Here is a 25938-nt window from a genome sequence, read left to right as displayed (position 1 = left end):
TTTGCCTCTTATCCGCCCATCTCGACGATTACCGCCCCAAGCGCGATGAGCGCCATCAGGGCAACTCGCCGGGGGCCTACCGTTTCTTTCAGCACCAGCCAGCCGATGACGGCGGCAAACACTGTCGAAGTTTCGCGCAATACCGCAGCTTCGCCCACCTTGTCGAGGCGGGTGGCCATCATGATGGACCCAAAGCTGAGGAAGGCCACGATCCCGCCGATGAATCCCCGCAACATAAGCGGCGGCAGCGCAGGCGGATTGGCCATTTTACGCCAACGCATATAGGCGACCGGCGGCATGAAGATGCCGTCGATCATGAAAAACCATGCAAGGAAGGTGAACGGGTTTTCGGTGGCCCGGATGCCATAGGCGTCATAGGTCGTATAGAGCGCCACGAAGAGCCCCGTCAGGAAGGCGAGGCCCAATGCCAGATGCAGCGTGTCCCGTTCGGTTTCGAGATAGCGCAGGTTGTAGCCTGCAAGGCCGAAGATACCCGCCAGCAACGTCGCGACGCCCAACCATTGGACGGCTGTGAACGTCTCGCCAAAAAGCAGATAGGCCCCGATCACGGTGAAAAGTGGGCCTGTCCCCCGCACCACCGGATAAACCACGGTGTAAGAGCCTTTGGTATAGGCCCAAGCCTGCAGGCACTTGTAAGCCACGTGGATCACCCAGACGACGGCAAATATTGGCCACATATGCGGTTCGGGCCAAGGCACGATGAACAGCGCAAAAGGGGCGGCCATCAGGCCATAAGCGGCATCGATGGCCCCGCGCGTCAGCCAGGGATCATGGCGCCCCTTTTGCAAGGCGCCAAAAACCGCGTGCAGGAAGGCGGCGAGAATTGCCAACCCCAACGCCACCTGGTGGCCCGTGCCCGTCCCCTCGATGCTGGCAAGCCATTGCGTCATCTGGCGGATGGCGGATCAATATCCGCGCTACGGATATACGCGCGCGGTGTCTGCATGTGGTACTGCCCGGCCTTTGACCTTCCGTAAGGAGAGATCAGGCCGAAAGAAGGCTGTGCCGTCATTCGGGGTCGAGGCCTGTGAGTGCCGCGGCAAACTCTTCGGGGTCGAACGGCGAAAGATCATCAATCTGTTCACCCACGCCGATAGCATGGATCGGCAGGCCGAATTTGTCGGCCAGCGCTACCAACACACCACCTTTGGCTGTGCCGTCCAGTTTTGTCATCACGAGGCCGGACACGTCCGAGACCTCTTGGAACACCTTGACCTGATTCAGCGCGTTTTGCCCCGTTGTCGCGTCGAGCACCAACAGCGTGTTGTGTGGCGCGCTTGCGTCTTTCTTGCGGATAACCCGCACGATCTTGGCCAGTTCCTCCATCAGGTCACCCCGGTTTTGAAGGCGGCCAGCGGTGTCGATCATGAGCAGATCCGCGCCATCCTCTTGCGCCTTGGTCATTGCCTCAAATGCGAGGCTGGCCGGGTCGGACCCTTCGGGCGCTGTGAGTACGGGCACGCCCGCGCGGGTGCCCCAGACCTGCAACTGTTCAACGGCAGCGGCACGGAACGTGTCGCCTGCGGCGATCACCACGGATTTGCCCGCAGCGCGGAACTGGCTGGCCAATTTGCCGATTGTGGTTGTCTTGCCCGAGCCGTTGACGCCGACCACCAGCACAACTTGCGGCTTTTGGGGATAGAGCGGCAGCGGTTTGGCCACCGGATCCATGATCCGGGCGATCTCCTGGGCCATCAACTCCTTGATTTCCTGAACCGACAGCATTTTGCCAAAACGCCCTTCGGCCATGTTGGCGGTCACGCGCAGGGCGGTGTCGACGCCCATGTCAGCAGCGATCAGCAACTCTTCGAGCTGTTCGAGCATATCGTCATCCAGCGCACGCCGCATGACGGGTGCTGCATCTTCGCGCCCCAGAAGGCGGCCCAGAATGCCCCGTTTGGCGGGGGCCTGGGACAGATCGGGTGCAGGCTCTGTCAGCGTGGGCATTTTAACGGGCGAAGCGCCGGTGATCGGGGGCAGTTCGGTTGGAACACTCGGTATCTCGACGGGCGGTTCTGCCGGAACCTCCACTGGTGCAGGCACCTCGGGCACTTCCAAGGGTGCGGGTGCTGGGCCTGGGTCGGGCTGCGGAGTCGGCATTTCGAGCGGCGCATCCGGGAGGGGTTTCGGCTCTGGTTCTGGATCTGGCACCGGTTCGGGCGTTGGCTCTGGTACCGGATCAGGGTCAGGTCCCGGCGCAGGCTCGGGTAATGGCGCAGGCTCGGGCGTCGGCGTGGGTTCCGGCACCGGATCGGACATACTCTGCGCCGCGGGTGCGGTCGGCGTTTGGACCACCGGGTCCGGCGCGACCTCGACACCGCCGTCTTCGACAATTGCTTCCAGCCCCTCGTCGATCTTGGACGAAGAGTTGAACAACCGGTCCTTGAGCTTTTTGAAAAACGCCATGTGAGCTCCACGCTTATGCGGTCATTCTCACCTAATACGGCTGCACGGATATGAAAAGGTGGCATTGCGTGCTGATCGCCACCGCACGCAAACCGAATTGGCAACGGCGCGTAGGGTTGCTAAGCGTGGGCGAGCGAAATTGAGGGAGGCCGGATATGGTCATTGAACGTGACACGCGCGCGGTGACAGAGGCCGAGACCGGCGCCCCTGTCGGCTTTTTCGATGCCCCCTTTGGAACCCACACCCCCGGCGCGCTGCAAAAGGCGCTGATCGGTTTTGCGCGCCGTACGTTTTTTCATCGTGGCAAGTTGCGGTACCACATGACGAATCTGATCACGGCCCTGGGCCACCCTTTGGATGTCACCCGGATGGGCTGTGCTTTTCGCGTGGAGGGGGCCAACAACCTGATCGAATACGGGCTGTTGCTGCATCCCGGTTACAACAAGCCCGAGATTGATTTTTTGTGTGCCGATCTTGGCCCCGCCAAGGTTGCGGTCGATATCGGCTCCAATGTGGGGCTCTATGCGCAGCCGCTGGCCCGGACCGGCGCGCGGGTCGTGGCGGTGGATGCCAATCCGTCGATGATCAAGCGCCTTGCCTTCAACGCAGACGCCAGTGCGCTGGACACGCTGGATATCGTGCATGCCGCTGTGGGCGAAGGCAGCGGCATGGCGAGCCTTGAAATTCACCGCGATGACGTGGCGATCGTGAACATCGTCGAAGATCAGGCAGGCACGGTCCCGATCCGCACCCTGGCGGATATTCTGGCATCATTGGATGTGACGCGGGTCGATGCACTAAAGATCGACATCGAAGGGCATGAGGACGCCGCGTTGGCACCATTTTTGGCGGATGCGTCCGAGGACATGATCCCCGACCGCATCGTGATCGAGCGCGTAGGCCCGGAGGACTATCCGGGCTGCCACCGCGAATTTACCCGGCTGGGGTTCGAGCCGGTGGGCCGCACCAAGTCGAACTCGATGTACTTGCGCAAGCCTTAAACTTCGTCCGGAAAATGCTTCATCGTGAGGCGAATCGGGTTTGGCGCCGCCTGACCCAGCCCGCAGATCGAGGCATCCGTCATTGCCGTGCACAACTCGTCGAGCAACCCCTGATCCCAAGCATCCGCCTGCATCAGCTTGACCGCCTTTTCACAGCCGACCCGGCAGGGCGTGCACTGGCCACAGCTTTCGTCTTCAAAGAAACGCAGCATGTTGAGCGCCGCATCGCGCGCCCGGTCCTGATCTGACAGGACAACCACAGCCGCCGAGCCAATGAAGCTGCCCAAAGGCTGCAACGTGTCGAAATCCAGCGGGACGTCGTTGATGCGCGCCGGGAGCAGGCCAGAGGACGGGCCGCCCGGTTGATAGGCTTTGAACACGTGACCCTCGGCCATGCCGCCAGCGGCCTCGATAATGTCGGTGATCGTGGACCCGGCAGGCAGCAGATAGACGCCAGGAGCCGCCACACGTCCCGAGACGGAATAGCTGCGCAGGCCCTTGCGCCCATTTCTTTCGGTGCTGTTCAGCACCTCTGGCCCCTCGCGGCAAATGCGCGTGATCCAGTGCAGGGTTTCCACGTTGTGGACCAGCGTGGGTTGGCCAAAAATGCCAACTTGGGCCACGTAGGGCGGACGATGCCGCGGCAGGCCGCGCTTGCCCTCAATGCTTTCGATCATCGCGGATTCTTCACCGCAGATGTAGGCACCGGCCCCGCGCCGCAGGTCGATAAAGCCGGGGGCTACGATGCCCGCATCTTCCAACGCCTTGATCTCTGTCGCCAGGATATCAAGCACAGCGGGATATTCGTCGCGCATGTAGATAAAGGCTGTGTCCGCCTCGACCGCCCAGGCGGCGATCAGCATCCCTTCAAGAAAAAGATGAGGGACACGCTCCAAGTAGTAGCGATCCTTGAAGGTTCCGGGCTCGCCCTCATCCCCGTTCACGGCCAGATAGCGGGGGCCCGCATTGGCGCGGACAAAACCCCATTTGGTGCCAGAAGGGAAACCAGCGCCACCGAGGCCACGCAACCCGCTTTCCTTGATCTTGGCCTGTACGTCTTCCCAATTGCCGCTATCGCGCAGGGATTTCAGCGTGGCATAGCCACCCTCCGCCATATAGGCGGCGAGCGCTTCGTAATCGGGAACATGGGCGTGCGTGTCGTCCTTGGAGATGGCGGCCTGCACCTTTTCAGGTGTCGCGTTGTCGATATGGTTGTGGCCCAGTTCCAAGACGGGTGCTGTGTCGCAGCGGCCCATGCAGGGCGCGCGCAAGACACGAACCTGGGAGGCATCCAAACCGTCTTCGAGCGCGGTTTTCAGTGCCTGCGCGCCCGCCAATTCGCAGCTGAGCGAGTCGCACACCCGGATGGTCAGCGCAGGCGGCGGCACCTCCCCCTCTTTGACCACGTCGAAATGGGCATAAAAGGTGGCGACCTCATACACTTCCGCCATGCTCAGGCGCATTTCTTCGGCCAATGCACGCAAATGGGCGGCTGATAGATGGCGAAAGCTGTCCTGGATCAGGTGCAAAAACTCGATCAGAAGATCGCGGCGACGGGGTTGATCACCCAAGAGGCTGCGCACCTCTTCCCAGGCCTGATCCTCCAGCGCGCGGCCTTTGGGGCGCACCCGTCCCTTGCCTTTGCCGGACTTCCAGACGCCTTTGCCTTGCTTTGCATTATCCAGCGCCATGTCGCACTCCCTGAGCCTGATTTGACGCAAAGATACCAGCGGCTTGCCCCCCCTATCAGCCCAAAAGCGACGCGTGGACGCACAAAGCACGCGCCGATGATCACCGGCGTGGCGCGGATCGGTCACGCTTTGGCCCAAATGGGGTCGTAAGAGGCGATGAACCTGTGATGTGATACGGGTCGTGCGCAACCGCTTGAGGTGATTCTGAGAAATGGTCCAACTGTTGCCCTTTGCCTTGGCCAGTTTTGGCCCCGCCCTTTTGCTGGGCGCGGGTGCAATATGGGGCGGCCTTTGGGCAGGGCTTGGGATACTCGCGATGACGGTGGTTGTATTCTTCCTGGACAAACTCGCGATCGAACAACCAGTTTCCGCAGCCACGGGGCACCGGTTGTCCGAGGCATTGGGCGTGATGCACTTTGTTCTATTGGGTCTGGCGGTCTGGTCCGTGGGCGGGCCGCTGCCCCTGCTTGACAAGGGGCTGATTGTGGTCGGCTGTGGCCTCTATTTCGGGCAAATCTCGAATTCCAACGCTCACGAGCTGATCCACAGGGCGGATCGCTGGGCCTTTCGGCTGGGGGCTGCGAACTACACTGCGCTTCTGTTCGGGCACCACACCAGCGCGCACCGGCTGGTGCATCACGTGCATGCAGCGACGCCGCACGATCCGGCGACTGCGCCCAAAGGCGTGGGCTTTTGGCGGTATGCAGTGCGCGCCTGGAACGGTGGGTTCGGCGCAGGGTTGCGGGCCGAACGCCAACGACATGGCGGTGCTTGGCTGCCAGCCCCCTATGTGGGCTATGTGCTGGGCGCGACAATGTCTTTTGCGGCTGCGGCCTCGCTGGCAGGGCTCGCCGGGGTGATCGGCTTGGTCACGATAGCAGCCTATGCGCAGCTGCAACTGCTTTTGTCGGATTACGTGCAACACTACGGCTTGGAACGGGCCATCCTGCCTGACGGACGCCGCGCGGCTATGGGGCCTGCGCATTCGTGGAATGCGCCACAGTGGTATTCCTCGGCGATGATGCTCAATGCGCCGCGTCATTCAGAGCATCATTTGAAGCCCGCCAAACCTTTTCCCGCATTGGAGTTGGACGGAGAAACGATGCCGATGCTGCCACGCTCCCTGCCCGTTATGGCGGTGATCGCGTTGATCCCACCGCTTTGGCGAAAAGTGATGGACCGGCGGGTGGATCGCTGGGCAAAAACCCGCGAAACTGCGCTTGTGATCTGACAATTCTGTGCAAAGGGTGGCGTGGGATGATTGCCTCTGCCACAGTGGCACCATGCGATATATTTTTTCTTTTCTGGCCCTAGGCTTCTTTATCCTGCCCGCTGCGGCAGACCCCATGTCTGCGGCCGAGTTCGAGGCATATGTGACGGGTCGAACGCTCTATTACGGCAATCAGGGCACGGCCTACGGCGCTGAAATCTATCATGAAAACCGGCGGGTGACCTGGTCGTTCCTGGATGGGGAATGCAAGGAAGGCTATTGGTACGCCGAAGCGGCGAATATCTGTTTTGTCTATGAGGACAGGCCTGAGCCGCAATGCTGGACGTTCGAGCAAACCGGCAACGGGCTGCGCGCGACCTTTACCAATGACCCGAACACGACCGAGCTTTATGAGGCACAGGACGTGGGACGCGAGTTTGTCTGTTACGGGCCCAAAGTTGGGGTCTGACCCGTAGCAGCGATGGCGGACGAGACGTCCGCCTTACGGGGATGCGTCTGATGTCATGTACCTGCGGGCCGCCATGGCTCAGAACAGAGACCCTTGCTCGGGCGGTTTGCTGCCCGCCTTGCGTGTCGCTTTCGCGCCGCCCAATCGCAATCGGCCATCGGCAAATTCGATTTCCAACCCGCTGGACGCTTCGGCTGCCGCCTTGGTCGTGACAATCTCGCCGCCGCCGCGCACCACGGCATACCCCCGCGCCAATGTCGCCTTGTAACTGAGGGTTTCTCGCAGCCGGTCCATCGCTTCAAGGCGCTGGTTCAACCGCTCGATCTGTCGCGCGCCTGTGCTTTGCAACCGGACAACAAGCGCTTGCAGGCGTTGATCGGCGAGGCGCGCATCTTGCGCCAGCTTGCGTGGGTTCAGTCGCGCGGCCCGCCCCTCGAACTGCGTCCGCTTTGTCAGCGCCGCGCGCCCAAGCGCAGGACCAAGCCGCGCGCTCACGCCCTCCAGGCGTTGCCGTTCATTTCGCAGCTGACGCGTCAGGACACCCGGACGCAAACTGCCTGCCGCATCCGCAAGGCGGACCTTGCGCCGCTGCACACCGCTGATCAGCGCAGGGCCCAACCGGTCGCCTAATACATCCAATCGCTGACGCGGCCCCTCGACCAAAGCGTCAGGCCGCGGCAGTGCCCGTCCCAGATCGCGGAGCCGTTGGTCGCGGCGTTGCAAGCCGGTGCTGAGCGCGCCTGTCATCCGCGCACCTGCACTTTCAAGCCAGGCCATCAATTCATGCCGCACCGGAACAGCCAATTCCGCCGCCGCGGTGGGCGTGGGTGCGCGCTTGTCTGAAACATAATCGATCAGGGTCGTATCAGTTTCGTGCCCGACTGCCGAGATCAACGGAATATCAGAGGCCGCCGCAGCCCGCGCCACCACTTCCTCATTAAAACCCCAAAGGTCTTCAACCGACCCGCCGCCGCGCGCCACGATCAACAGATCCGGGCGCGGCATCGCGCCGCCACGGGTCATCGCATTAAAGCCCGCAATGGCGCGGGCCACTTCGGGGGCACATTTGGCCCCCTGAACCGCCACCGGCCAGATCATCACCTTGCGCGGGAAACGGTCGCGCAAACGGTGCAAGATGTCCCGGATCACCGCGCCGGACGGCGAAGTGACCACCCCGATCACATCCGGCAGATAGGGCAGCGGGCGCTTGCGCGACAGGTCAAACAGCCCCTCGGCCTGCAACTGCGCCTTGCGTTTTTCCAACAGCGCCATAAGCGCGCCCATGCCTGCGGGTTTGATGTCTTCGATGACGATTTGATATTTGGACTGGCCGGGAAAGGTCGTCAGGCGGCCCGTGGCCACAACCTCCATCCCTTCCTCGGGCTGAGTCTGAAGGCGGGCCGCTACCCCTTTCCACATTACACCTGCGATGACCGCGCGATCATCCTTTAGGTCGAGATAGACATGCCCCGAGCGGGGCCTGCTGACACGGCCGACCTCGCCCTTGATCCGCACATGGGAAAATTCACCCTCGATCAGCCGTTTGATCGCGCCAGACAGGTCCGAGACGCTGAATTCCGGGGCATTCAGCCCGTCGCCGGGATCATCGATTAAGTCCATTTCGCTTCCTTGTGCCGCGCCGCACTCCAGCTTAGAACGAGGGCGCGCAAAGGCCAAGGAGTGCTGCCCCATGAACATCCTCATTCTCGGCGGCGGCGGCCGCGAACACAGCCTGGCCTGGGCGGTCTTGCAAAACCCCAAATGCGACCGGCTGGTTGTGGCGCCCGGCAATGCCGGCATTGCGGCCATTGCCGATTGCGCGTCTATCGATATTGAGGACGGCGGCGCGGTGGCGAATTTCGTCGAAGAAGAAGCGATTGATTTCGTCATCATCGGGCCCGAGGCCCCGCTGGCCGCAGGCGTTGCGGACCGGTTGCGTGATGCAGGCGTGTTGGTCTTTGGCCCAAGTCAGGCCGCGGCAGAGCTGGAAGCCTCGAAGGCCTTTACCAAAGCAATTTGCGACGCCGCCAAGGCCCCGACAGCGGCTTACGGCCATTTCACCGATGCAGGCGCCGCCAAAGCCTATGTCCAGGCCCAAGGCGCGCCCATCGTGGTGAAGGCGGACGGGCTTGCGGCAGGCAAGGGCGTGATCATCGCCGAGACCGTGGCCGAGGCCGAAGCCGCTATTGACGACATGTTCGGTGGTGGATTTGGCGCCGCTGGCGCAGAGGTCGTGATTGAAGAGTTCATGACGGGCGAAGAGGCATCCTTTTTTGTCTTGTGCGACGGAACAGACGTGTTGCCCATCGGCACGGCGCAAGATCACAAACGGGTTGGCGAAGGTGACACCGGTCCCAATACAGGCGGCATGGGGGCCTATTCCCCTGCCCCAGTCCTGACGGATGCAGTGGCAGAACGTGCGCTAGAAGAGATCATTCGGCCCACGATGGCGGAGATGGCGCGGCGCGGCACGCCCTACCAAGGGGTGCTTTACGCAGGGCTGATGATTGAAGATGGCGCGCCGCGTCTGGTGGAATACAACGTCCGCTTTGGCGACCCGGAATGCCAGGTGCTGATGATGCGGCTGGGCGCGCAGGCCCTGGACCTTATGCATGCCGCTGCGGAGGGTCGACTGGCGCAGGCGCAAGTCAACTGGGCGGATGATCATGCAATAACGGTGGTGATGGCCGCGAAGGGCTATCCTGGCAGCTATGACAAGGGAGCGGTGATTGGCGGCCTGGACGCCCTGCCCGCAACCAGCAGTCAGATTGTGTTTCACGCAGGCACGGCACAGCGAGACGGCACAATTGTGGCCGCAGGCGGGCGCGTATTGAACGTGACGGCACGCGGGTCAAGCCTGGCCGAAGCGGCAGAGCGCGCCTATGCCCTGGTGGAAGCTGTGGATTTTCCGGGTGGGTTCTACCGCGCCGATATCGGCTGGCGGGCTTTGGGCGGCAAAGGTTAATCCAAAGGACGCTGACGCGACACGATCTATTTTGCGCATGCGCGCGATTGGGGCTCTGCCCCAAACCCCGGGATATTTTTGGCCAAAAGAAGGTTTATTCAGTGCAAGCCATTGCGTTGGCGAACGCGGCTCGGGACGTGTTTGACCCCAGCTGTTCTGTCGTGAAACGGCGACCGTCCCAACGGACGCCGCGCAACTCGGACCAGTTGGCTGAGGCAAGGATCATCTCGGGCGCGCCATCGCAAAGCCGTATGCCCCCGGCGATATCGCGTTCCCCGATGCGATGATTGGTGAGGCCGGGCAAGTCCGCCACAGGCGTCAGCTTTTGATCGTCGTAGCGCCAGAGGCGTAGGGTCTTGGCCAAGTGGGGCCGGTCGATATAGGCCAGTTCTACGGTCCCGTCCCCATCCAGATCGGCAGCCCCCAAAGGGGCGAGCCATCGGTTGCGGGTGCCGATATGCGGGGTTTCGGTGATCTTGCCCTTGGTCCCGTAGATGGCCAATGCGCTGCCGCGCGACGTATCCGTTTCCACTACGACGACTTCAGGGTGACCGTCCTGATCCAGATCGGCCAGGCGAGGGGCGACGTCCTCAAACACGTGATCCTGCGGCAAGGTGATTGTCACCGTTTGGCCACTGTCAAGGGTCAGCTCCAACGCGCCCCATTCGATTGCGTCGCCCAGGATTCCGTGGGCATAACGGTCTGTCGGTGCCGCATAGCGGGCGCCCGTTATGACATCCGCAAGCGACGGTGCCGCACAGAGCATCGACGCTAGCAACACGCGCAGCATTTGCCGCGCGCCGCGGGCGGCACGTGGCCAGCAGCGGAACGCCAGACGCGGCGCCCCCTTTGGCATCAGATCTGCTTTTCCGGCATTTGCACGACCAGTCCGTCCAGCGCGTCACTGACCTTGAGCTGGCAAGTCAAGCGCGAGCGGGTTTCGTCCGGCTTATAGGCGAAGTCGAGCATGTCGGTTTCCATATCATCCTTGGCGGGCAATTTCTCGACCCAGTCGGGATGCACGTAGACGTGGCAGGTGGAACAGGCGCAAGCCCCGCCGCAATCAGCTTCGATGCCCGGAATATTGTTGTCGCGCGCGCCTTCCATGACCGTCAGGCCATTGGCCACGTCCACCACATGCTCGGTGCCGCCATGTTCGATATAGGTGATCTTGGCCATCGAAAGCCCCTTTTTACCTTTGGTTCCGCTCGGTTCTAACCGCCTCGATTTGCGCGTGCCAGCCCCTTTTGCGACCCATCACTTTTCCACTTGCGACAGAAGGCTTATGTTCTATTTTTGTTCTTATGCAGGTACTCACCTCCCCCTCTCCGACATCGGCCGCTTGGCCCCGCCCGCCCGCGTGCCTGCGCGCCGCCGATCTGGGTGTGCCGCCCATCAACGCACGCGTGGCGGTTGCGGGGCTGGTGATCCTGCGCCAGCGGCCGGGCACGGCCAAGGGCGTGATCTTTCTCACGCTTGAGGACGAGACGGGCGTGGTCAACATCATCGTCTGGCGCCATATTTACGAGCGCTTCCGCCGCGCCGTCGTGGCCGGGCGCATGCTGCGCGTCATCGGGCGGATGCAGCGGGCCCATAATGTGACCCATGTTCTGGCCGAAGAGGTCGAGGATATCTCGGGCATGCTTGACCATTTGCTGAGCGAGGGGACGGGCCGGACCGTGGCGGCAGAAGCACGCACCGATGCACAGGACAGTCGCCGGGGCTAGGCAGGCCCACCTGCCCACGCTACATTTGCCCAAACGCCCGTTCAGAGGCACCAAAGAGGCACGCGCATGCATATCTCCCCCTTGTTCCCCGCCCTTGCGGCGGCTCTTGCCCTGTCGGCATGTGCCGAAAACGGCATTGTGACCAAGTCAAACATCGATCCCATTTCACTGGCCACCGCCCCGCCCGGCGCCGCGCCCGGCACCTGTTGGGGCAAGACGGTGAGCCCGGCAGTCGTCGAGACGGTCAGCCACAAGGTCCTGCTCCAGCCTGCACAGATCAGTAGCGATGGGCGCATTCAGGCCCCCCCGATCTACAAGACCGAAGAGATGCAGCAGGTCGTGCGCCCGCGCAAGGAGGACTGGTTTCAGGTGCCGTGCGACACCCAGATGACCCCCGATTTCATCGCCTCCGTCCAGCGCGCGTTGGAGGCGCGGGGCTATTACCGCGGCCCGATCACCTCCGAGATGGACATGCGCACCCGTGCGGCCGTGCGCCGCTATCAGCAGTCCGAGGGCTTTGACAGCCCGGTCCTGTCCACAGCAGCAGCGCGCAAGTTGGGCCTGATCGCCGTCGAACGGCAACCGTCCGAAGCCTGAAAGTCAGAGCCATAAAAAAGGGCGCCCATTTGGGGCGCCCTTTTCCTTTGTCATATGGCAGTGCTTATTCACCGACGCCCAAGGCCACAAAGCGCGGGTCACCTGCACGTCGTACCAAAAGCAGCAGTGACTTGCGTCCTGCATCCTTCACCTCTTCCAACCGCGTCTCGAAATCGGCGATAGAAGTGACCTTTTGCTGACCCGCCTCGGTGATTATATCACCGGCGCGCAGACCTTTTTCAAAGGCCTCAGACGTCTCATCCACATCAGTCACGGCCAGGCCATCCTGGTCTTCGGCAGCGCCCAGTTGCTCGCGCAGCTCGTCCGTCAGGCTACTCAACGTAAGTCCAAGTACCTCTTTGGTCACCGGCTCTTCGGGCTCGTCGGGCGCGGTCGCGACGGCTGGTACAGCCCCTTCCGCCTCTTCACGGCGACCAAGAGTGACGCGCAGTGTGACGGTTTCGCCGTCGCGGTAGACAACCACGCGCACTGTTTCACCCACGGGGCTGTTGCCCACCTGGCGCACCAGGCCGCGCGTGTCTTCGACGTCAACGCCTGCAAAGCTCAGGATAACGTCACCGTCTTCCATGCCCGCATCCATTGCCGGACCTTCAGGCACGGATGTGACCAACGCACCTGCGACTTTTTCAAGGCCAATCGCCTCGGCGATGTCATCTGTCACGTCCTGAATGCGCACGCCCAACCAGCCACGACGGGTTTCGCCAAATTCCTGCAATTGGTCCACAACACGAGTCACCACGTTAGATGCCATGGAAAAGCCGATCCCGATGGAACCGCCATTGGGCGACAGAATGGCCGTGTTCACGCCAATCACTTCGCCATCCATGTTAAACAAGGGACCGCCCGAGTTGCCCCGGTTGATGGCCGCATCCGTCTGGATGTAGTCGTCATAGGTCCCGCTCAGCGCGCGGTTGCGGGCCGACACGATACCGGCCGAAACGGAAAAGCCCTGACCCAGCGGGTTGCCCATGGCCACAACCCAATCGCCCACGCGGGCCAGATCACTGTCACCAAAAGGCACAAATTGCAGCGGCTGATCCGCCTCGACCTTCAACAGAGCGATGTCTGTATTGGGGTCGGTGCCGATCACTTCGGCCTTGAGCTGTTCAGCGGGCTGGCCTTCACCGGGGTAGAACTCGATCAAGATCTCGTCCGCGCCCTCAATGACGTGGTTGTTGGTGACGACATAGCCGTCTTCGGAAATCACAAAGCCGGAGCCAAGGGCCGATGACCGACGGGGACGCTGGCCCTGGCCGTCATTGTTGCGGTCTTGGAACTCGCGGAAAAAGTCCTCAAACGGGGATCCTTCGGGCACGATGCCCTGGGGGCCGGTGCGACCAGCCACCACGGTCGACGTGGTGATGTTCACCACCGACGGGCTGATCTGTTCGGCCAGCGGGGCCAGGCTTTCGGGGCGGGCCGTTACAGCCAGCGCCTGGACCAGCACAAAGGCCAAGGCCAGCGCGCCAATCCACAAGGCACGTAAATAGGTCATATCGGGAAGCTGTCTCGAAAGGGCAATTGCCTGTCGTTGCATCAGGTCTCTCCTGCATCTTCGTCTTGGCCACGCGGGCCATATTGCACATATCTTTGCGCGATTACGCACAAGGTGCATGTAGGGTTGCATCCGTGCAACATTAAAGATGGTTTTGCATTACAGGGTTTCAACTCGATGTTACCAAAGCGTGAAGATTTCGGGCCATAAGTTACAAACCGATAAAAAACGCGAGCCAGACCAGGATCAGCCCAGACACCAGCACCAATGCGCCAAACTGGCGGCGGGCGGCTTCGGGCAGGCTCCGCAAAACCTCCAGCACCTTTTCAATAAGCGAAGGGGCCAGCACATAGGCCAGCCCCTCCACCATCATCACAAGCCCAAGGGCAAGCAGTATCCAGGCCATTATTCGCCTTCGACGCTGCGCGCACCCTGATCGGAGCGCAGGTAGTTAAAGAACTCGCTGTCCGGTGACATCACCATAGTCGAGTTGCTGCCCTGTAGCGCGCGTTCATAGGCCGTCAGCGAGCGGTAGAATTCAAAGAATTCTGGGTCCGCACCAAAGGCATCGGCAAAGATCGCGTTTCGGCGGGCGTCAGCCTCACCACGGATGATCTCTGCCTGACGCTCGGCATCCGACACAAGTTCAACCACGGTCCGGTCGGCTTGGGCACGCACCCGCTGGGCCGCCTCGTTACCACGAGCCCGTTCATCTGTCGCTTCCCGCTCACGCTCGGCGCGCATCCGTTGGAATGTCGCGTCAAGGTTTTCAGTCGGCAGGTCCGTCCGCTTCAGACGTACGTCGATGACCTCGATGCCCAGCGCAAGCGCCTCGGCAATCGCGGCGTTGCGGATGCGCAGCATCAGGGCCGCACGATCCGAGCTGAGGATGTCATTTGACGACACCGAACCCAGCACTTCGCGTGTCTCAGCCCGCAGGATGGAATCCAGCCGGTTTTCAGCAGTGGCAATGCCACCTGTACCAACCGCTTGGCGGAACCGTTCCACGTCCGAGATGCGGTAGCGCGCAAAAGCATCCACAACCAGACGCCGGTCATCCAGCGGCGTGATCTCAAGCGGATCGATATCGCGGCTCAGGATACGGTCGTCATAGCGCACGACCTCCTGGATCAGCGGCACCTTGAAAGCCAGGCCCGGCTCTTCCTTGACGTTCACGATCTGACCAAATTGCAGAACCAGAGCCTTTTCACGTTCGTCGACGATAAAGACGGACGACAGCGCCACGGCGATCGCCACAACGACGATGGGCAGCAAATATGTTGTGCGTTTCATCAGTTCGACCCTCCACGGCGCAGCTCATTCAGAGGCAGATACGGGACAACGCCCTGTCCTCCGGCACCGCCTGCGGTTTCATCCAGAATGATCTTGTCGATCCGGCCCAACACATTCTCCATCGTTTCAAGGTACAGACGTTTGCGTGTCACCTCCGGCGCTTTGGCATATTCCTCCAGAACGGCAGAGAAGCGCGATGCCTCACCTTCGGCCTGGTTGACCTGCTGGGCGCGGTAACCTTCGGCCTCTTCAAGCAACTGCGCCGCCTGACCACGGGCCTCGGCGAGGACCTGGTTGGCATAGGCATCAGCCACGTTTTGCAGACGGTCACGCTCTTGCTCGGCGGCTTGCACGTCGCGGAAGGCGTCGATCACCGATTGCGGCGGGTCGGCCTTGTCAAAGTTCACGCGGATGATGTTCACGCCTGAATCATAGCTGTCGAGCGTCGATTGGATCAGGTCCTGCAAACGGCCTGCGATGGCACCACGATCCCGGTTGAGGATGGGGGCAAGATCGGACTGCGCGATAATTTCGCGCATGGCCGATTCCGACACGGCCCGGATCGTCGGGCGCGGGTCGCGCAGGTTGAACAGGAATTGTTCGGGGTTGTTGATGTTCCAGACCACCTGGAAATCGATGTCGACGATGTTCTCGTCGCCGGTCAACATCAGGCCCGCATCACTGCCCGCACGACCCACACCAATATCTTCGGTCCGTTCGCTGGTCACCGCGATCACTTCGGCGGTGACAACGGGCCATGGAGCAAAGTTCAGGCCGGGATTTCCGACAGATGAAAATTCGCCCAGGAAGAGTTCGACAGACTGTTCTTCAGGTTTGACAGTGTAGAACGACGAAAACGCCCAGAGGCCCGCAGCCAGCAAAAGGCCAATGCCCACGGTGCCGCGTGTCAGGAACGGACCACCACCGCCGCCTGCGCCGCGCCCACCACCGGTGCCGCCGCCACCGCGACCGCCCATCAGGACGCGCAGCTGTTCCTGGCCCTTTTTGACCAGCTCGTCGATTTCGGGGATCTGTGGGCCGTCATCGCCGGGCCCACGCCCGCCACCGCCGCCATTGCCGCGCCCGCCAGAGCCGTTCCGGCGTCCGTCATCGCCACCGCCCGAATTTCCGCCGCCCCCCCAGGGGCCGCCTGTATTACCAGCCATATGGTGTAACTCTCCTCTTGCCACGCAGGATACCTGCGCCTTGGCGTTATAACTGTGGTTTTTTATCGGACTTTCAAGCGGTCCGCATCGGTGTCTTCATGGTCACGATCTCTTCGGACATGGTCGGGTGAACCGCCACGGTCCGGTCAAAATCTTCCTTTGTGGCACCCATTTTGATGGCTATGCCCGCCAGTTGGATCATCTCGCCCGCATTCGGTGCGACGATGTGACAGCCCAGCACTTTGCGGGTCGCGACGCTGACCACCAGCTTCATCAGAACCCGGTCGGGTTTTCCCGCAAAGGCAGTGCGCATGGGCCGGAACGAGGTGCAATAGACCTCAATCTCTTCCTGGTCGCGGGCCGCTTCCTCGCTCATGCCCACTGTACCCATTTCCGGTTGGGTAAAGATGGCCGACGGGATCAGGTCGTGATCCACCGCCGTCGGGTTGTCCTTGAACACCGTCTCGACAAAGGCCATGCCCTCGCGGATCGCCACAGGCGTCAGGTTCACCCGGTTGGTCACGTCACCGATGGCATAGACGCTATCGACGGCGGTTTTGGAAAACGCGTCCACGACAACTTCGCCCCGGCGGCCCACTTCTATCCCAACCTCTTCAAAGCCCATGTCGTCGGTGTTTGGATTGCGCCCCGTGGCAAACAGCACCATGTCAAACACACGCTCGCGGCCATTGGTGGCCTTGACCCAAATCGGGCCGCCACGGCCGGGGCTGGCTTCGGGTGCGGTGTCATCGTTGGACATAAGGTCTTGCTGCTGTGCGCTTGCGCCCATGGCAGCATCCGAGGCCGTCGGGCCAGAGGATGTGTCGACCTGCCCGTCCAAAGCCATCTGGACGATATTCGTGCCGGTGTGCAATTCGATGCCCCGGTCACGCATCGCCTCGGCAATCAGCCCGCGGGCCTCGTCATCAAAGCCACGCAAAATCTGAGCACCACGATAATATTGCGTCACCTCAACACCCAGCCCGTGCAGGATACAGGCAAATTCACAGGCGATATAGCCACCGCCGATGATCAGGATCGACTTGGGCAAAGTTTCGAGGTGAAAGATGTCGTCGCTGACAATGCCCAGTTCGGCATTGGGCAGATCGGGGCGCACCGGGCGGCCACCAGTGGCCACCAGAATGGTCTTGGCGGTCTTGGTCTCGCCGTTGGACAATTCGACCGTATGCGCATCCTTGAGCTTGGCGCGCGCGTCAAAGGTGTCTACGCCCGAATTCTTCAACAAACTGCGATAGACCCCTTCGAGGCGGTCCAATTCGGTGTTCAAGTGGTCGCGAAAGCTGTGCCAGTCAAAGGTGCCGGAGGTCATGTTCCAACCGTATGCCTTGCCCACTTCGGCAGCGTCGGTGAATTCGCTGGCAAAAACCATGAGCTTTTTGGGCACGCAGCCCCGGATCACGCAGGTGCCGCCATAGCGGTCCTCTTCGGCCAAAGCCACGCGGGCGCCAGCGTCGCCAGCGGCCACGCGCGCCGCCCGCACGCCGCCCGATCCTCCGCCAATAACGAACAGATCATAGTCGTAGGTACTCATTCCGGGGGCCCTCCGTTGTCTCCAAGGTCATATTTCATAAGGGCGTCGGTAAAACCAGACCCCGTCGCGCAGGTGTGAGGAGGGAACGCGGACTTAGTCGGCCAGGTCAGAAAACAGGTTGTCCGTTTCAACAAAATCCAGACGATCCTGCACCACGGTGCCTTCATTGATGTCGCGGACCTCGACCCGACCATCGCCATAGCCGATCACCACAGCGTCACAAATGTCGATGAAAAGGCCATTTTCCACGACCCCGGGCATCTGGTTCAGGACCAGCGCCAATTGACGCGGATTGCCGATCCGCTGCACATGCAGGTCCAGAATGTGATTGCCCTCGTCCGTGACAAATGGACGATCGCCATTCATGCGCAGCGACGATTGGCGGCCCAGCACATCCATGGATATCAGGGTTTCTTCGACCAGCGCCTGCGTTGTCTGCCAGCCAAAGGGGATCACCTCGATGGGAAGGGGAAAAGCGCCAAGATGCTCGACCTCCTTGCCGATATCGGCAATGACGATCATCTGATCACTGGCGGTCGCCACGATCTTTTCCTGCAACAAGGCCCCGCCCCCGCCTTTAATAAGGTTCAAGTCGCCGTCAAATTCGTCGGCCCCGTCAATGGTCAGGTCCAGCCACTTGGCTTCATCCAGGGAAATCACGTCGATGCCAACCTCGCGGGCCAGATCGGCCGTCCGGGTTGACGTGGGCACGCCTTTGATGCGCAAACCGTCGTCGCGCACCTGCTCGCCCAGACAGCGGACCAGCCACGCGGCGGTCGATCCGGTGCCCAACCCGACGCGCATGCCGTCCTCGACATAGTCAGCCGCGCGCTTGGCGGCGACAAATTTGGCCTTGTCGATGGGCGACAATTCTCCGGTCATGGCAGCGACTCCCCAGTTGCGCCGCCCTTATATGTGCCATCGCACCCTGGCGCGACCTTTTTCACGGGCCAGCATTGCGCAAAAACGGGTAACAGTGCAGCGCGCTTAGGAAACACTCCATCCCATTGACATGGGAGTACGATGGCCTTGTCCGATCTCTTCGACACAACAAACGACTTGCTGCTGGATCAGGCGCTCAGCGACGATGACTTTGGCGTCACGCTCAAGGCACTGGGCACCCGGCTGCTGGACGGTGGCGTGCCCGTGGCGCGGATCAGTATCGGCCGATCGGTGCCGCACCCGGTGATCGGCCTGCTGGATATGCAATGGGAGCGTGAAACAGGCCAGGTCAACAAGCAAACCCTGACGGGCGCCCAAGTGCTGTCTGAACTGCACCTCGACGATCCGTTTGCGGATCTCTCGCGCGACGAGTTCTCGAGCATCACTGCCGATCTCCGCGACCCCAAAGAAATCGCCCGCTATCAAATATTCAATCAACTCGCCGCCTCGGGCATGACAAGCTACGCCGCTTTCGCGCGCAAGTTTGGCACAAGGCAAAAGCTGTGTTCGCGCGTGTCCGAGCATTTTCGCGGCGCGTCCCTGTCCTTTGCCACCAAGCGGTTCAGCGGGTTTTTCGCCTCTGATCTGGCAGGGTTGGAGCGTCTGGTGCCTGCCATCTGCGTTTGCGCACGGGTGGACACGGACATGTTCATGACACACGAAGTTCTGGAAACTTATCTGGGCCGCATTTCAGGCAAGCGGGTCTTGACCGGCCAAATAGACCGCCGAGACGCGCAGACCATCGAATGCGCGCTGTTTTATGCCGACATGCGCGGGTCACTGGTGTTGTCGCAATCGCTCGACACGCCTGCCTATCTGGACACCGTCAACGCCTTTTTCGACGGCACCGCCAATGCAGTAGCCGATCATGGCGGCGAGGTCTTGAAGTTCATTGGTGACGGCATCCTTGCGATTTTTCCTATCGAGGAGGGCACGCGGCCCCGCGAAAACATGTGTCAGGCCGCGCTCGCCGCTGCACGCGAGGCGGTGGTACGGGCCACACATTCCAACAAGGTGCGAGGCGCGGACAACTTGCCACCTGTCGAATTCGGGATCGCCCTGCATGTGGGCGAGGTGATATATGGCAACGTAGGGGTCGAGCGGCGGCTGGACTTCACCGCCACCGGTCCCGAAGTGGGCCTGGCCGCGCGCATCGAAGCGCTCACGCGCAGCCTTGACGCCGCCATCCTGGCCAGTGCGGCCTTTGCCGCCCAGATTTCCGAGGCCGGAAACACCCACCCACCACAACACGTACGGAGCTTTGATCAGCCCATCACAGTTGTCAGCTATCCAACCACTGATCCGTAATTGAGCGCAGCAGGTCGTTTTTGACCTCCACCCGGTGGTCAAAGCACGCTAGGCCACGGGGCATGACTTATGTGCTTCATTACGCCCCTGACAACGCGTCGTTGATCGTTCGGCTGGCGCTGGACCTGGTGGAGCAGCCGTTTGACACCCGGCTTGTGGACCGCAGCCAACAAGGCCAGCACGCGCCCGCCTATCTGGCGCTCAATCCCAACGGGTTGATCCCGACGCTGGAAACCCCTGACGGGGTCATGTTCGAAACCACCGCCATACTTTTGTACCTGTCCGAACGACACCCCGGCCTGATGCCCGCTGACGGGCGGGCGCGAGCGGCGGCTCTCAAATGGCTGGTGTGGCTGGGCAACAGCTTGCACCCCTCGCAACGGATGCTGTTTTACCCACACCTGTATACCGACGGCGACCCTGAGATGCTGCGCGCCCCGACCCGCGACCGGGTGACCCGTCTGCTCTCCCTGCTCGGCGCGGCCAAGGATGCCAACTGGCTCGAAGAGCGCCCCAGTGCGATGTCATGCTATCTTGGCCCGCTTTTGCGCTGGTGCGCGATCTATGGCGGTCCACGCTGGTTCGATCTGGCCGATCATCCGCGCCTGATGGATTTTGCCGCCGCTCTGCAGGATACAGAGTTTGTGGAACGCGCAATTCTCGCCGAGGGTCTGGGCGCACAACCTTTCACCAACCCCCAGCGTCCCACGCCGCCAGAAGGATCAGCCGTCTAAATGTTTCTCTCCGTCTTTGAAATGTTCAAAGTGGGCATCGGCCCCTCCTCTTCGCACACGATGGGGCCAATGGTGGCCGCCGCACGTTTTCTCGACATGATGCGCGCCTCGCCCTTTCATTTTGCAGGCGTGCGCGCCTCGCTGCATGGCTCGCTCGCCTTTACCGGTGTCGGGCACGCCACCGACCGGGCCACAATCCTCGGGCTGGCTGGGTTCGTTCCCGAAACCTACGATCAGGACAAGGCCGAGGCGGCGCTGGCCACAGCCCGCGACGACAACCTCTTGCACCCCGACGGCCTGCCCCCCCTGCGCTTTGATCCCAAGGCCGACCTTATCTTTGATTACGACACCCCGCTGACGGGTCATGCCAATGGCATGGTTCTGATGGCCACCGACGCGCAAGGCGATGTGACCCTGCGCCAGGTGTTCTATTCCATCGGCGGCGGTTTTGTGATGACCGAGGAAGAGTTGGCCGCTGGCAAAGCCACCGATGAAGGGCCGCCTATCCCCTACCCGTTCAAATCCGCCGCCGAGATGCTTGAGATGGCCCGCACTTCCGGCAAATCCATCGCGGACATGAAACGCGCCAACGAGGTCGCGCGGGGTGGGCATGACACTCTCAAGACCGGCACCCAACGGCTCTGGCAGGTTATGCGTGATTGTATTGACCGGGGGCTGACCACCGACGGCATCCTGCCCGGTGGTCTGAACGTGAAGCGCCGCGCCAAGGCAATCCATGACAAGCTGCTGGAAGAGCGGGGCATGAACCTGACGGCCCCCCACACGATCAACGACTGGATGAGCGTCTATGCCATGGCCGTGAACGAGGAAAACGCCGCAGGCGGTCAGGTGGTCACGGCACCGACAAATGGGGCGGCGGGCGTGCTGCCCGCGACACTGCGCTACTACCTCGACCACGTGCCCGGCGCATCCGAGGCCCATATCGAGGATTTCCTGCTGACGGCAGCAGCCATCGGCGGTCTGGTGAAATACAACGCCTCGATCTCGGGGGCTGAGGCAGGCTGCCAGGCCGAAGTGGGCAGTGCCGCCGCGATGGCCGCGGCCGGGCTCTGTGCCGTGATGGGCGGCACGCCCGAGCATATCGAAAACGCCGCCGAGATTGCGCTGGAACACCACCTGGGCATGACATGTGATCCGGTGCGCGGGCTGGTCCAGGTGCCTTGCATCGAACGCAACGGCCTGGGCGCGATCAAGGCAGTCTCTGCCGCAAGCCTGGCCCTGCGTGGCGATGGCACACATTTCGTTCCGCTGGACGCCTGCATCGAAACCATGCGCCAAACCGGTGAAGACATGAGCGAAAAGTACAAGGAAACGGCATTGGGCGGCTTGGCCGTGAATGTACCGAATTGTTAAGCTTGCGTTCCCGAGGGTGACGCAAGCAGTGGCAAAGACAGCTTTTCAAAGAAAAGCTGTCAGCCACACATCTGATAATGGGGCGCAAAAGGGTCGGTGGGCGGGCGCCTTTCGCGCACAGCGCGGAACAGACCAGCCAACCGACGCTCACCTGACGCGCATTGGCGTCGCGCACGCTCCATTTCAGCAATTGTATTCCAACGCGCCGCTGCTAGCGTGCGCGCCATGGCTCAGGACAAGCCCCTCCTCGGCATCCTTTTGATGCTGGGCTTTTGCGTTGTCGCACCGATGGGGGATGCGGTGGCCAAGCTTTTGGGTCAATCCGTGCCTTTGGGCCAGTTGCTCTTTGTCCGCTTTGCGGTGCAGGCGATTATCCTGATCCCGCTGGTCTGGGCTACGCGCCGGGCTTGGCGCATGCAAGGCAGGGTCTTGCGGCTGACCATAGTGCGCACCATCCTCCACATCTTCGGTATCGGGGCCATGTTTACCGCCCTGCAATACCTGCCGCTGGCCGACGCAGTGGCAATTGCGTTTGTCATGCCCTTCATCATGCTGCTTTTGGGTAAATATGTTCTGGGCGAAGAGGTCGGCGCACGTCGCCTCATTGCTTGCGCGGTCGGGTTCATCGGCACGCTTATGGTGGTTCAACCCAGCTTTGCCGAAGTGGGCTGGCCCGCTTTGCTTCCCGTGATGGTCGCCGTCAACTTCGCCTTTTTCATGCTGGTCACGCGCCAGATCGCCAAGGAAACCGATCCCGTGGGCCTGCAAGCGGTCAGCGGCGTCATGGCGGTCTGTATCATGGGACCAATCCTGCTGGTCACCCAATCCAGCGGGATTGCCCCATTAACCTTAATTGCACCGAGCGGTAACGCGTGGGCGCTGCTGATCACGATCGGAGTTCTTGGCTCGCTTGCGCATCTCTTGATGACCTGGTCGCTGCGCTATGCGCCCTCGGCGACACTGGCACCGATGCAATATCTGGAAATCCCTGTGGCGACGATCATCGGTTTTCTGGTCTTTGCCGACCTGCCCAACGGCCTGGCCGCCTTGGGGATCTGCATCACGATCGCGGCGGGTCTTTATATTGTGTTGCGCGAGCGGGCCATCGCGCGGCTGGCGGCGCGGACGCCAGCACCCGCATAACAGCCCGCAACCGCGCACGTGGCAAAACCACCAGCATCGCAGGCGCATCCATCGTTAACGCGACCGGTCCCAAGGCGATGTTCGACGTACCAATCTTAACCATCGGATCGAAATGCAGGCCCTCGATGTCCCAGCGCAGGCCTTGGGACGTGCCCGCAACCGACCCCATCGGAAACAACGACACCACGTCGCCTTCTGCCAACGGCAAGGCCACGCGGGGTGGGCACAAAAAGGTGATCTCGTGCGCGCCCAACAGGACACATGGCCGATCAGGATAGGCCAGCAGCACATGCAAAGCCGCCAAATGGTGGTCAATCCGCCCCCCGGTAAAGCCCACGGCCAAAACAACAGGGGCGCAAATATGGCGCAGGGCCTTGTCAAAATCTGTGCTGTCTTGTTCGGCGATCAGGTGGCGCCTTTTCGTGGGGATTTGATCCAGCGCATCACCGATGGAATCCAAATCCCCGATCACCGCCGTCACCTCGACGCCTGCGGCCAGCGCCAAATGCGCGCCGCCATCCGCCGCCACGCAAAGCGGGGCCAGCGCCATCGCCTCTGCCAGATCACCGGAACTGGCCTCCCCACCACCCACAAGGGTTACAGGCGCTAAACTGTCAACAATTGGCTTATTCATTCGGGTTTAATGCAATTTTCGGAAACAGATCACAATGTCGCCACGAAATGATACGCTCCGGGGCACAGATTCGGGCCGCTTTGGTCCGGCATTGCCCCCTATAGAAACCTCCGCAGACGCAGAGGACGAGCATCCGATGATGAGTAACAATAAAATTTTAACAGTCTCCTACGGCACGTTTTCATGCACGTTGGAAGGATTTGATGACAGCTTTGGCACGATGAAGGCCATTGCGGAATATTTCCGTGATCTGGCCGCTGATGACCGCTATTTCGGGGCCGAACCGCCCGTGCCGGACGCCGACATGCTGGCGCGCATTGCCGAGCGCGAGATTTCGCGCCGGGTCGAGGCGCGCGAACATGAAGGCCGCATTGTGCTGAGCGCCGAACAAGAGGCCGCCGCCCCGGGCGCGGCCTCCTCCCTCGCCATGGGTGCCGTCGCCGCCGCTGCGGTTGCCGCCCCTGCAACCGCCGAAACCGCCGCACACATCGAAGATGCGCCAGAGCATAAGCCTGCCGAGCCCGTGGAAATCAGCGTCGCCGCCATGGATGACCTGAGCGCCCTGGACGCGGCGCCCGAGGTTTCCCCACAAGACCTCGCCGATCTGGCGGCTCTGGATGCTGAAGTCGAAAGCCCCGAAGCCGAGGCCGAAGCCGAAGCCGAAGCCGAAGCCGAAGCCGAAGCCGAAGCCGAAGCCGAAGCCGAAGCCGAAGAGTTTTTTGCGCAGCCAGAGCCTGAGGCAAGCCCCGCGGACACCGTTGAAACAACAGACGTCGATCCTGTGGCGGCCTCCACAGCGCCGGACAGCATCGCCGCCAAGCTACAGCGCATCCGCGAGGTCGTATCCAAAAGTCAGGATGAGGACGAAGAGGACGACATGTTCGAAGACGAGCATGCCGAAGACTTCGCCCCACAGGCAGATCATGATGCTTTGGCAGAAGCCGGCGATGCCGGGGCTATCTCTGTACCCTCGCCTCAGGATATCGCGGCCGACGCCGTGCGCGATATTGAAGCGGGCCAGGCGCTTGACGACACCCCAACTGCGGCAATCGATGACGACGAGGATGACGACGATATCGCTGCAATCCTCGCGCGCTTTGACACACCATCCGAAGACGACCCCGCCGCAGCAGATGCAGAGGCAGTTGCGCCCGCGCAAGCCCCGGCACAAACCGCCGAGGATCTGGGCCTTGATACGCTGGCCGCTCTCATGGCCAGCGACACCGAAGCTGACAACGCGACCGGCGAAAACCTCTTTGACGACAGCGTTGCGGCCGAAACAGAGGCCGAACCAGAGCAAGCGCCAAAGGCCCCTGCCCCCCGCGCCCGCATCCTCAAGGTCAAACGCGCCGATATCGACGCGGCCCTGGCCAGCGGCGAGTTGGAAGAAGTCGAAGACGACGCCGACGAAAGCACCCTGTCAGCCGAGGAAGAGGCCGAATTGCTGGCGGAACTGTCGCAAGTCGAGGCAGAGATCGCGGGCAACACCGATGACACAACCGACTTTGTGGCCGACGACGCCGCTGCCGCAGTCGGCATCGAAGATGACGATGTGTCTCGCCTGATGGCCGAAGCGGACAATCAGATGGACGAGCCCGAAGGCTCCGACCGCCGCCGCGCCTTTGCCCATCTGAAGGCCGCCGTTCTGGCCAAGAAGGCAGACACCGGCATCGGCGAATATGACGGGACAGGCGATGACGCCTACCGTTCTGACCTGGCCTCAGTTGTGAAACCGCGCCGTCCTGCGGTGCGTGGTGGTGGCAATGTACGGCCCGATGGATCCCGCCCTGCGCCCCTTAAATTGGTGGCAGAACAACGGGTTGACGTCGACACGGCACCCAAAGGCCCCGTGCGTCCCCGCCGCGTTGCCACCCGCGAAGAAGGCCCCGCAGTCGATACCGGCACCAGCTTTGAGGACTACGCCTCTGAAATGGGCGCACATGACCTGCCTGCCCTGCTTGAAGCAGCGGCCAGCTACCTCAGCTTTGTCGAGGGTCGCGAACAGTTCTCGCGCCCACAGTTGATGACCAAGGTTCGCCAGGTCGAAAAAGAGGAGTTCAGTCGCGAGGATGGTCTGCGCTCTTTTGGTCAGCTGTTGCGGACCGGCAAGATCGAAAAGATCAAAGGGGGCCGCTTTGCTGTCACCGGCGACATCGGCTACCGCCCGGATCAAAAAGCGGCAAGCTGAG

General features: G+C 61.7%; 24 protein-coding genes. 11 read left to right on the top strand and 13 right to left on the bottom strand.

Features of this window, described 5'->3' with window-relative positions; genetic code table 11:
• Positions 1-8 precede the first annotated feature (8 nt).
• Both Q1A44_RS10360 and ftsY read right to left on the bottom strand, forming a co-directional pair.
• Positions 9-911 carry an EamA family transporter gene (locus tag Q1A44_RS10360; RefSeq protein ID WP_299624022.1) on the bottom strand — a complete coding sequence of 301 codons (903 nt, stop codon included), beginning with the start codon at positions 909-911 and terminating at the stop codon, positions 9-11.
• 118 nt (positions 912-1029) lie between these two features.
• Entirely contained in the window at positions 1030-2427 is a 1398-nt protein-coding gene (ftsY, locus tag Q1A44_RS10355) for a signal recognition particle-docking protein FtsY (protein WP_299624019.1), read from the bottom strand.
• 155 nt (positions 2428-2582) lie between these two features.
• Here ftsY and Q1A44_RS10350 point away from each other — a divergent pair, with 155 nt between their 5' ends.
• Positions 2583-3428 (top strand): FkbM family methyltransferase, encoded by an 846-nt coding sequence (locus tag Q1A44_RS10350; RefSeq protein WP_299624016.1) that lies wholly within the window; start codon positions 2583-2585, stop codon positions 3426-3428.
• Here Q1A44_RS10350 and Q1A44_RS10345 read toward each other — a convergent pair.
• Positions 3425-5119, bottom strand: a complete 1695-nt coding sequence (locus tag Q1A44_RS10345; RefSeq protein WP_299624013.1) for an NAD(P)H-dependent oxidoreductase subunit E — start codon at positions 5117-5119, stop codon at positions 3425-3427. The two genes, Q1A44_RS10350 and Q1A44_RS10345, sit on opposite strands and share 4 nt — an antisense overlap.
• A gap of 211 nt (positions 5120-5330) precedes the next feature.
• On the opposite strand from Q1A44_RS10345, the gene Q1A44_RS10340 reads away from it, so the two are divergent.
• Together Q1A44_RS10340 and Q1A44_RS10335 are read left to right on the top strand one after the other, a co-directional pair.
• Positions 5331-6350 (top strand): alkane 1-monooxygenase, encoded by a 1020-nt coding sequence (locus tag Q1A44_RS10340; protein WP_366942602.1) that lies wholly within the window; start codon positions 5331-5333, stop codon positions 6348-6350.
• A gap of 52 nt (positions 6351-6402) precedes the next feature.
• Positions 6403-6798: a hypothetical protein gene (locus tag Q1A44_RS10335; protein ID WP_299624010.1), complete on the top strand. Its 396-nt coding sequence runs from the start codon at positions 6403-6405 to the stop codon at positions 6796-6798.
• 78 nt (positions 6799-6876) lie between these two features.
• On the opposite strand, the gene xseA is transcribed toward Q1A44_RS10335, so the two are convergent.
• Positions 6877-8418, bottom strand: a complete 1542-nt coding sequence (gene xseA, locus Q1A44_RS10330) for an exodeoxyribonuclease VII large subunit (protein WP_299624007.1) — start codon at positions 8416-8418, stop codon at positions 6877-6879.
• Positions 8419-8488: 70 nt separating this feature from the next.
• On the opposite strand from xseA, the gene purD reads away from it, so the two are divergent.
• The gene (gene purD, locus Q1A44_RS10325; protein ID WP_299624004.1) at positions 8489-9763 is read left to right on the top strand and encodes a phosphoribosylamine--glycine ligase; all 1275 of its coding nucleotides are present in this window, start codon (positions 8489-8491) and stop codon (positions 9761-9763) included.
• A gap of 94 nt (positions 9764-9857) precedes the next feature.
• Here the strand turns inward: purD and Q1A44_RS10320 are convergent, their stop codons facing one another.
• Positions 9858-10619 carry a VCBS repeat-containing protein gene (locus tag Q1A44_RS10320; protein WP_299624001.1) on the bottom strand — a complete coding sequence of 254 codons (762 nt, stop codon included), beginning with the start codon at positions 10617-10619 and terminating at the stop codon, positions 9858-9860.
• Positions 10619-10942, bottom strand: coding sequence for a 2Fe-2S iron-sulfur cluster-binding protein (locus tag Q1A44_RS10315; RefSeq protein WP_299623998.1), 324 nt, complete (start codon positions 10940-10942; stop codon positions 10619-10621). The genes Q1A44_RS10320 and Q1A44_RS10315 overlap by 1 nt, the downstream gene beginning before the upstream one ends.
• Positions 10943-11067: 125 nt before the next feature.
• Here Q1A44_RS10315 and Q1A44_RS10310 point away from each other — a divergent pair, with 125 nt between their 5' ends.
• Entirely contained in the window at positions 11068-11490 is a 423-nt protein-coding gene (locus tag Q1A44_RS10310; RefSeq protein WP_299623995.1) for an OB-fold nucleic acid binding domain-containing protein, read from the top strand.
• Between the two features lie 66 nt (positions 11491-11556).
• Complete coding sequence (locus tag Q1A44_RS10305; RefSeq protein ID WP_299623991.1) at positions 11557-12087, top strand: peptidoglycan-binding domain-containing protein; 531 nt, start codon at positions 11557-11559, stop codon at positions 12085-12087.
• Between the two features lie 64 nt (positions 12088-12151).
• On the opposite strand, the gene Q1A44_RS10300 is transcribed toward Q1A44_RS10305, so the two are convergent.
• The 6 genes from Q1A44_RS10300 to rpiA form a co-directional block, all read right to left on the bottom strand.
• Positions 12152-13645 (bottom strand): Do family serine endopeptidase, encoded by a 1494-nt coding sequence (locus Q1A44_RS10300; protein ID WP_299623988.1) that lies wholly within the window; start codon positions 13643-13645, stop codon positions 12152-12154.
• Positions 13646-13814: 169 nt separating this feature from the next.
• On the bottom strand, positions 13815-14009 hold the full coding sequence (locus tag Q1A44_RS10295) for a DUF2065 domain-containing protein (RefSeq protein ID WP_299623985.1): 195 nt from the start codon (positions 14007-14009) through the stop codon (positions 13815-13817).
• A complete protein-coding gene (gene hflC / locus Q1A44_RS10290) occupies positions 14009-14896 on the bottom strand; it encodes a protease modulator HflC (protein ID WP_299623982.1) in 888 nt (295 codons plus the stop codon). The genes Q1A44_RS10295 and hflC overlap by 1 nt, the downstream gene beginning before the upstream one ends.
• On the bottom strand, positions 14896-16062 hold the full coding sequence (gene hflK, locus Q1A44_RS10285) for an FtsH protease activity modulator HflK (protein WP_299623979.1): 1167 nt from the start codon (positions 16060-16062) through the stop codon (positions 14896-14898). The genes hflC and hflK overlap by 1 nt, the downstream gene beginning before the upstream one ends.
• Positions 16063-16135: 73 nt before the next feature.
• On the bottom strand, positions 16136-17614 hold the full coding sequence (locus tag Q1A44_RS10280) for an FAD-dependent oxidoreductase (RefSeq protein WP_299623976.1): 1479 nt from the start codon (positions 17612-17614) through the stop codon (positions 16136-16138).
• 93 nt (positions 17615-17707) lie between these two features.
• Entirely contained in the window at positions 17708-18496 is a 789-nt protein-coding gene (rpiA, locus tag Q1A44_RS10275; RefSeq protein ID WP_299623974.1) for a ribose-5-phosphate isomerase RpiA, read from the bottom strand.
• Positions 18497-18637: 141 nt separating this feature from the next.
• On the opposite strand from rpiA, the gene Q1A44_RS10270 reads away from it, so the two are divergent.
• From Q1A44_RS10270 to Q1A44_RS10255, 4 genes are all read left to right on the top strand, one after another.
• On the top strand, positions 18638-19864 hold the full coding sequence (locus Q1A44_RS10270; protein ID WP_299623970.1) for an adenylate/guanylate cyclase domain-containing protein: 1227 nt from the start codon (positions 18638-18640) through the stop codon (positions 19862-19864).
• 62 nt (positions 19865-19926) lie between these two features.
• Positions 19927-20598, top strand: coding sequence for a glutathione S-transferase family protein (locus Q1A44_RS10265; RefSeq protein ID WP_299623967.1), 672 nt, complete (start codon positions 19927-19929; stop codon positions 20596-20598).
• Complete coding sequence (locus tag Q1A44_RS10260; RefSeq protein ID WP_299623964.1) at positions 20599-21972, top strand: L-serine ammonia-lyase; 1374 nt, start codon at positions 20599-20601, stop codon at positions 21970-21972.
• 225 nt (positions 21973-22197) lie between these two features.
• A complete protein-coding gene (locus Q1A44_RS10255) occupies positions 22198-23115 on the top strand; it encodes a DMT family transporter (RefSeq protein WP_299623961.1) in 918 nt (305 codons plus the stop codon).
• Here Q1A44_RS10255 and Q1A44_RS10250 read toward each other — a convergent pair.
• Entirely contained in the window at positions 23033-23749 is a 717-nt protein-coding gene (locus Q1A44_RS10250) for a thiamine diphosphokinase (RefSeq protein ID WP_299623959.1), read from the bottom strand. The genes Q1A44_RS10255 and Q1A44_RS10250 overlap by 83 nt on opposite strands.
• A 190-nt stretch (positions 23750-23939) precedes the next feature.
• Here Q1A44_RS10250 and Q1A44_RS10245 point away from each other — a divergent pair, with 190 nt between their 5' ends.
• Entirely contained in the window at positions 23940-25937 is a 1998-nt protein-coding gene (locus Q1A44_RS10245; protein WP_366942601.1) for a hypothetical protein, read from the top strand.
• Position 25938: the final 1 nt, after the last annotated feature.

Source organism: uncultured Tateyamaria sp. (assembly GCF_947503705.1).
GTDB lineage: Bacteria > Pseudomonadota > Alphaproteobacteria > Rhodobacterales > Rhodobacteraceae > Tateyamaria.
The sequence above is the reverse complement of the archived record's forward strand: the minus strand, read 5'-3'. Positions and strand labels throughout refer to the sequence as shown.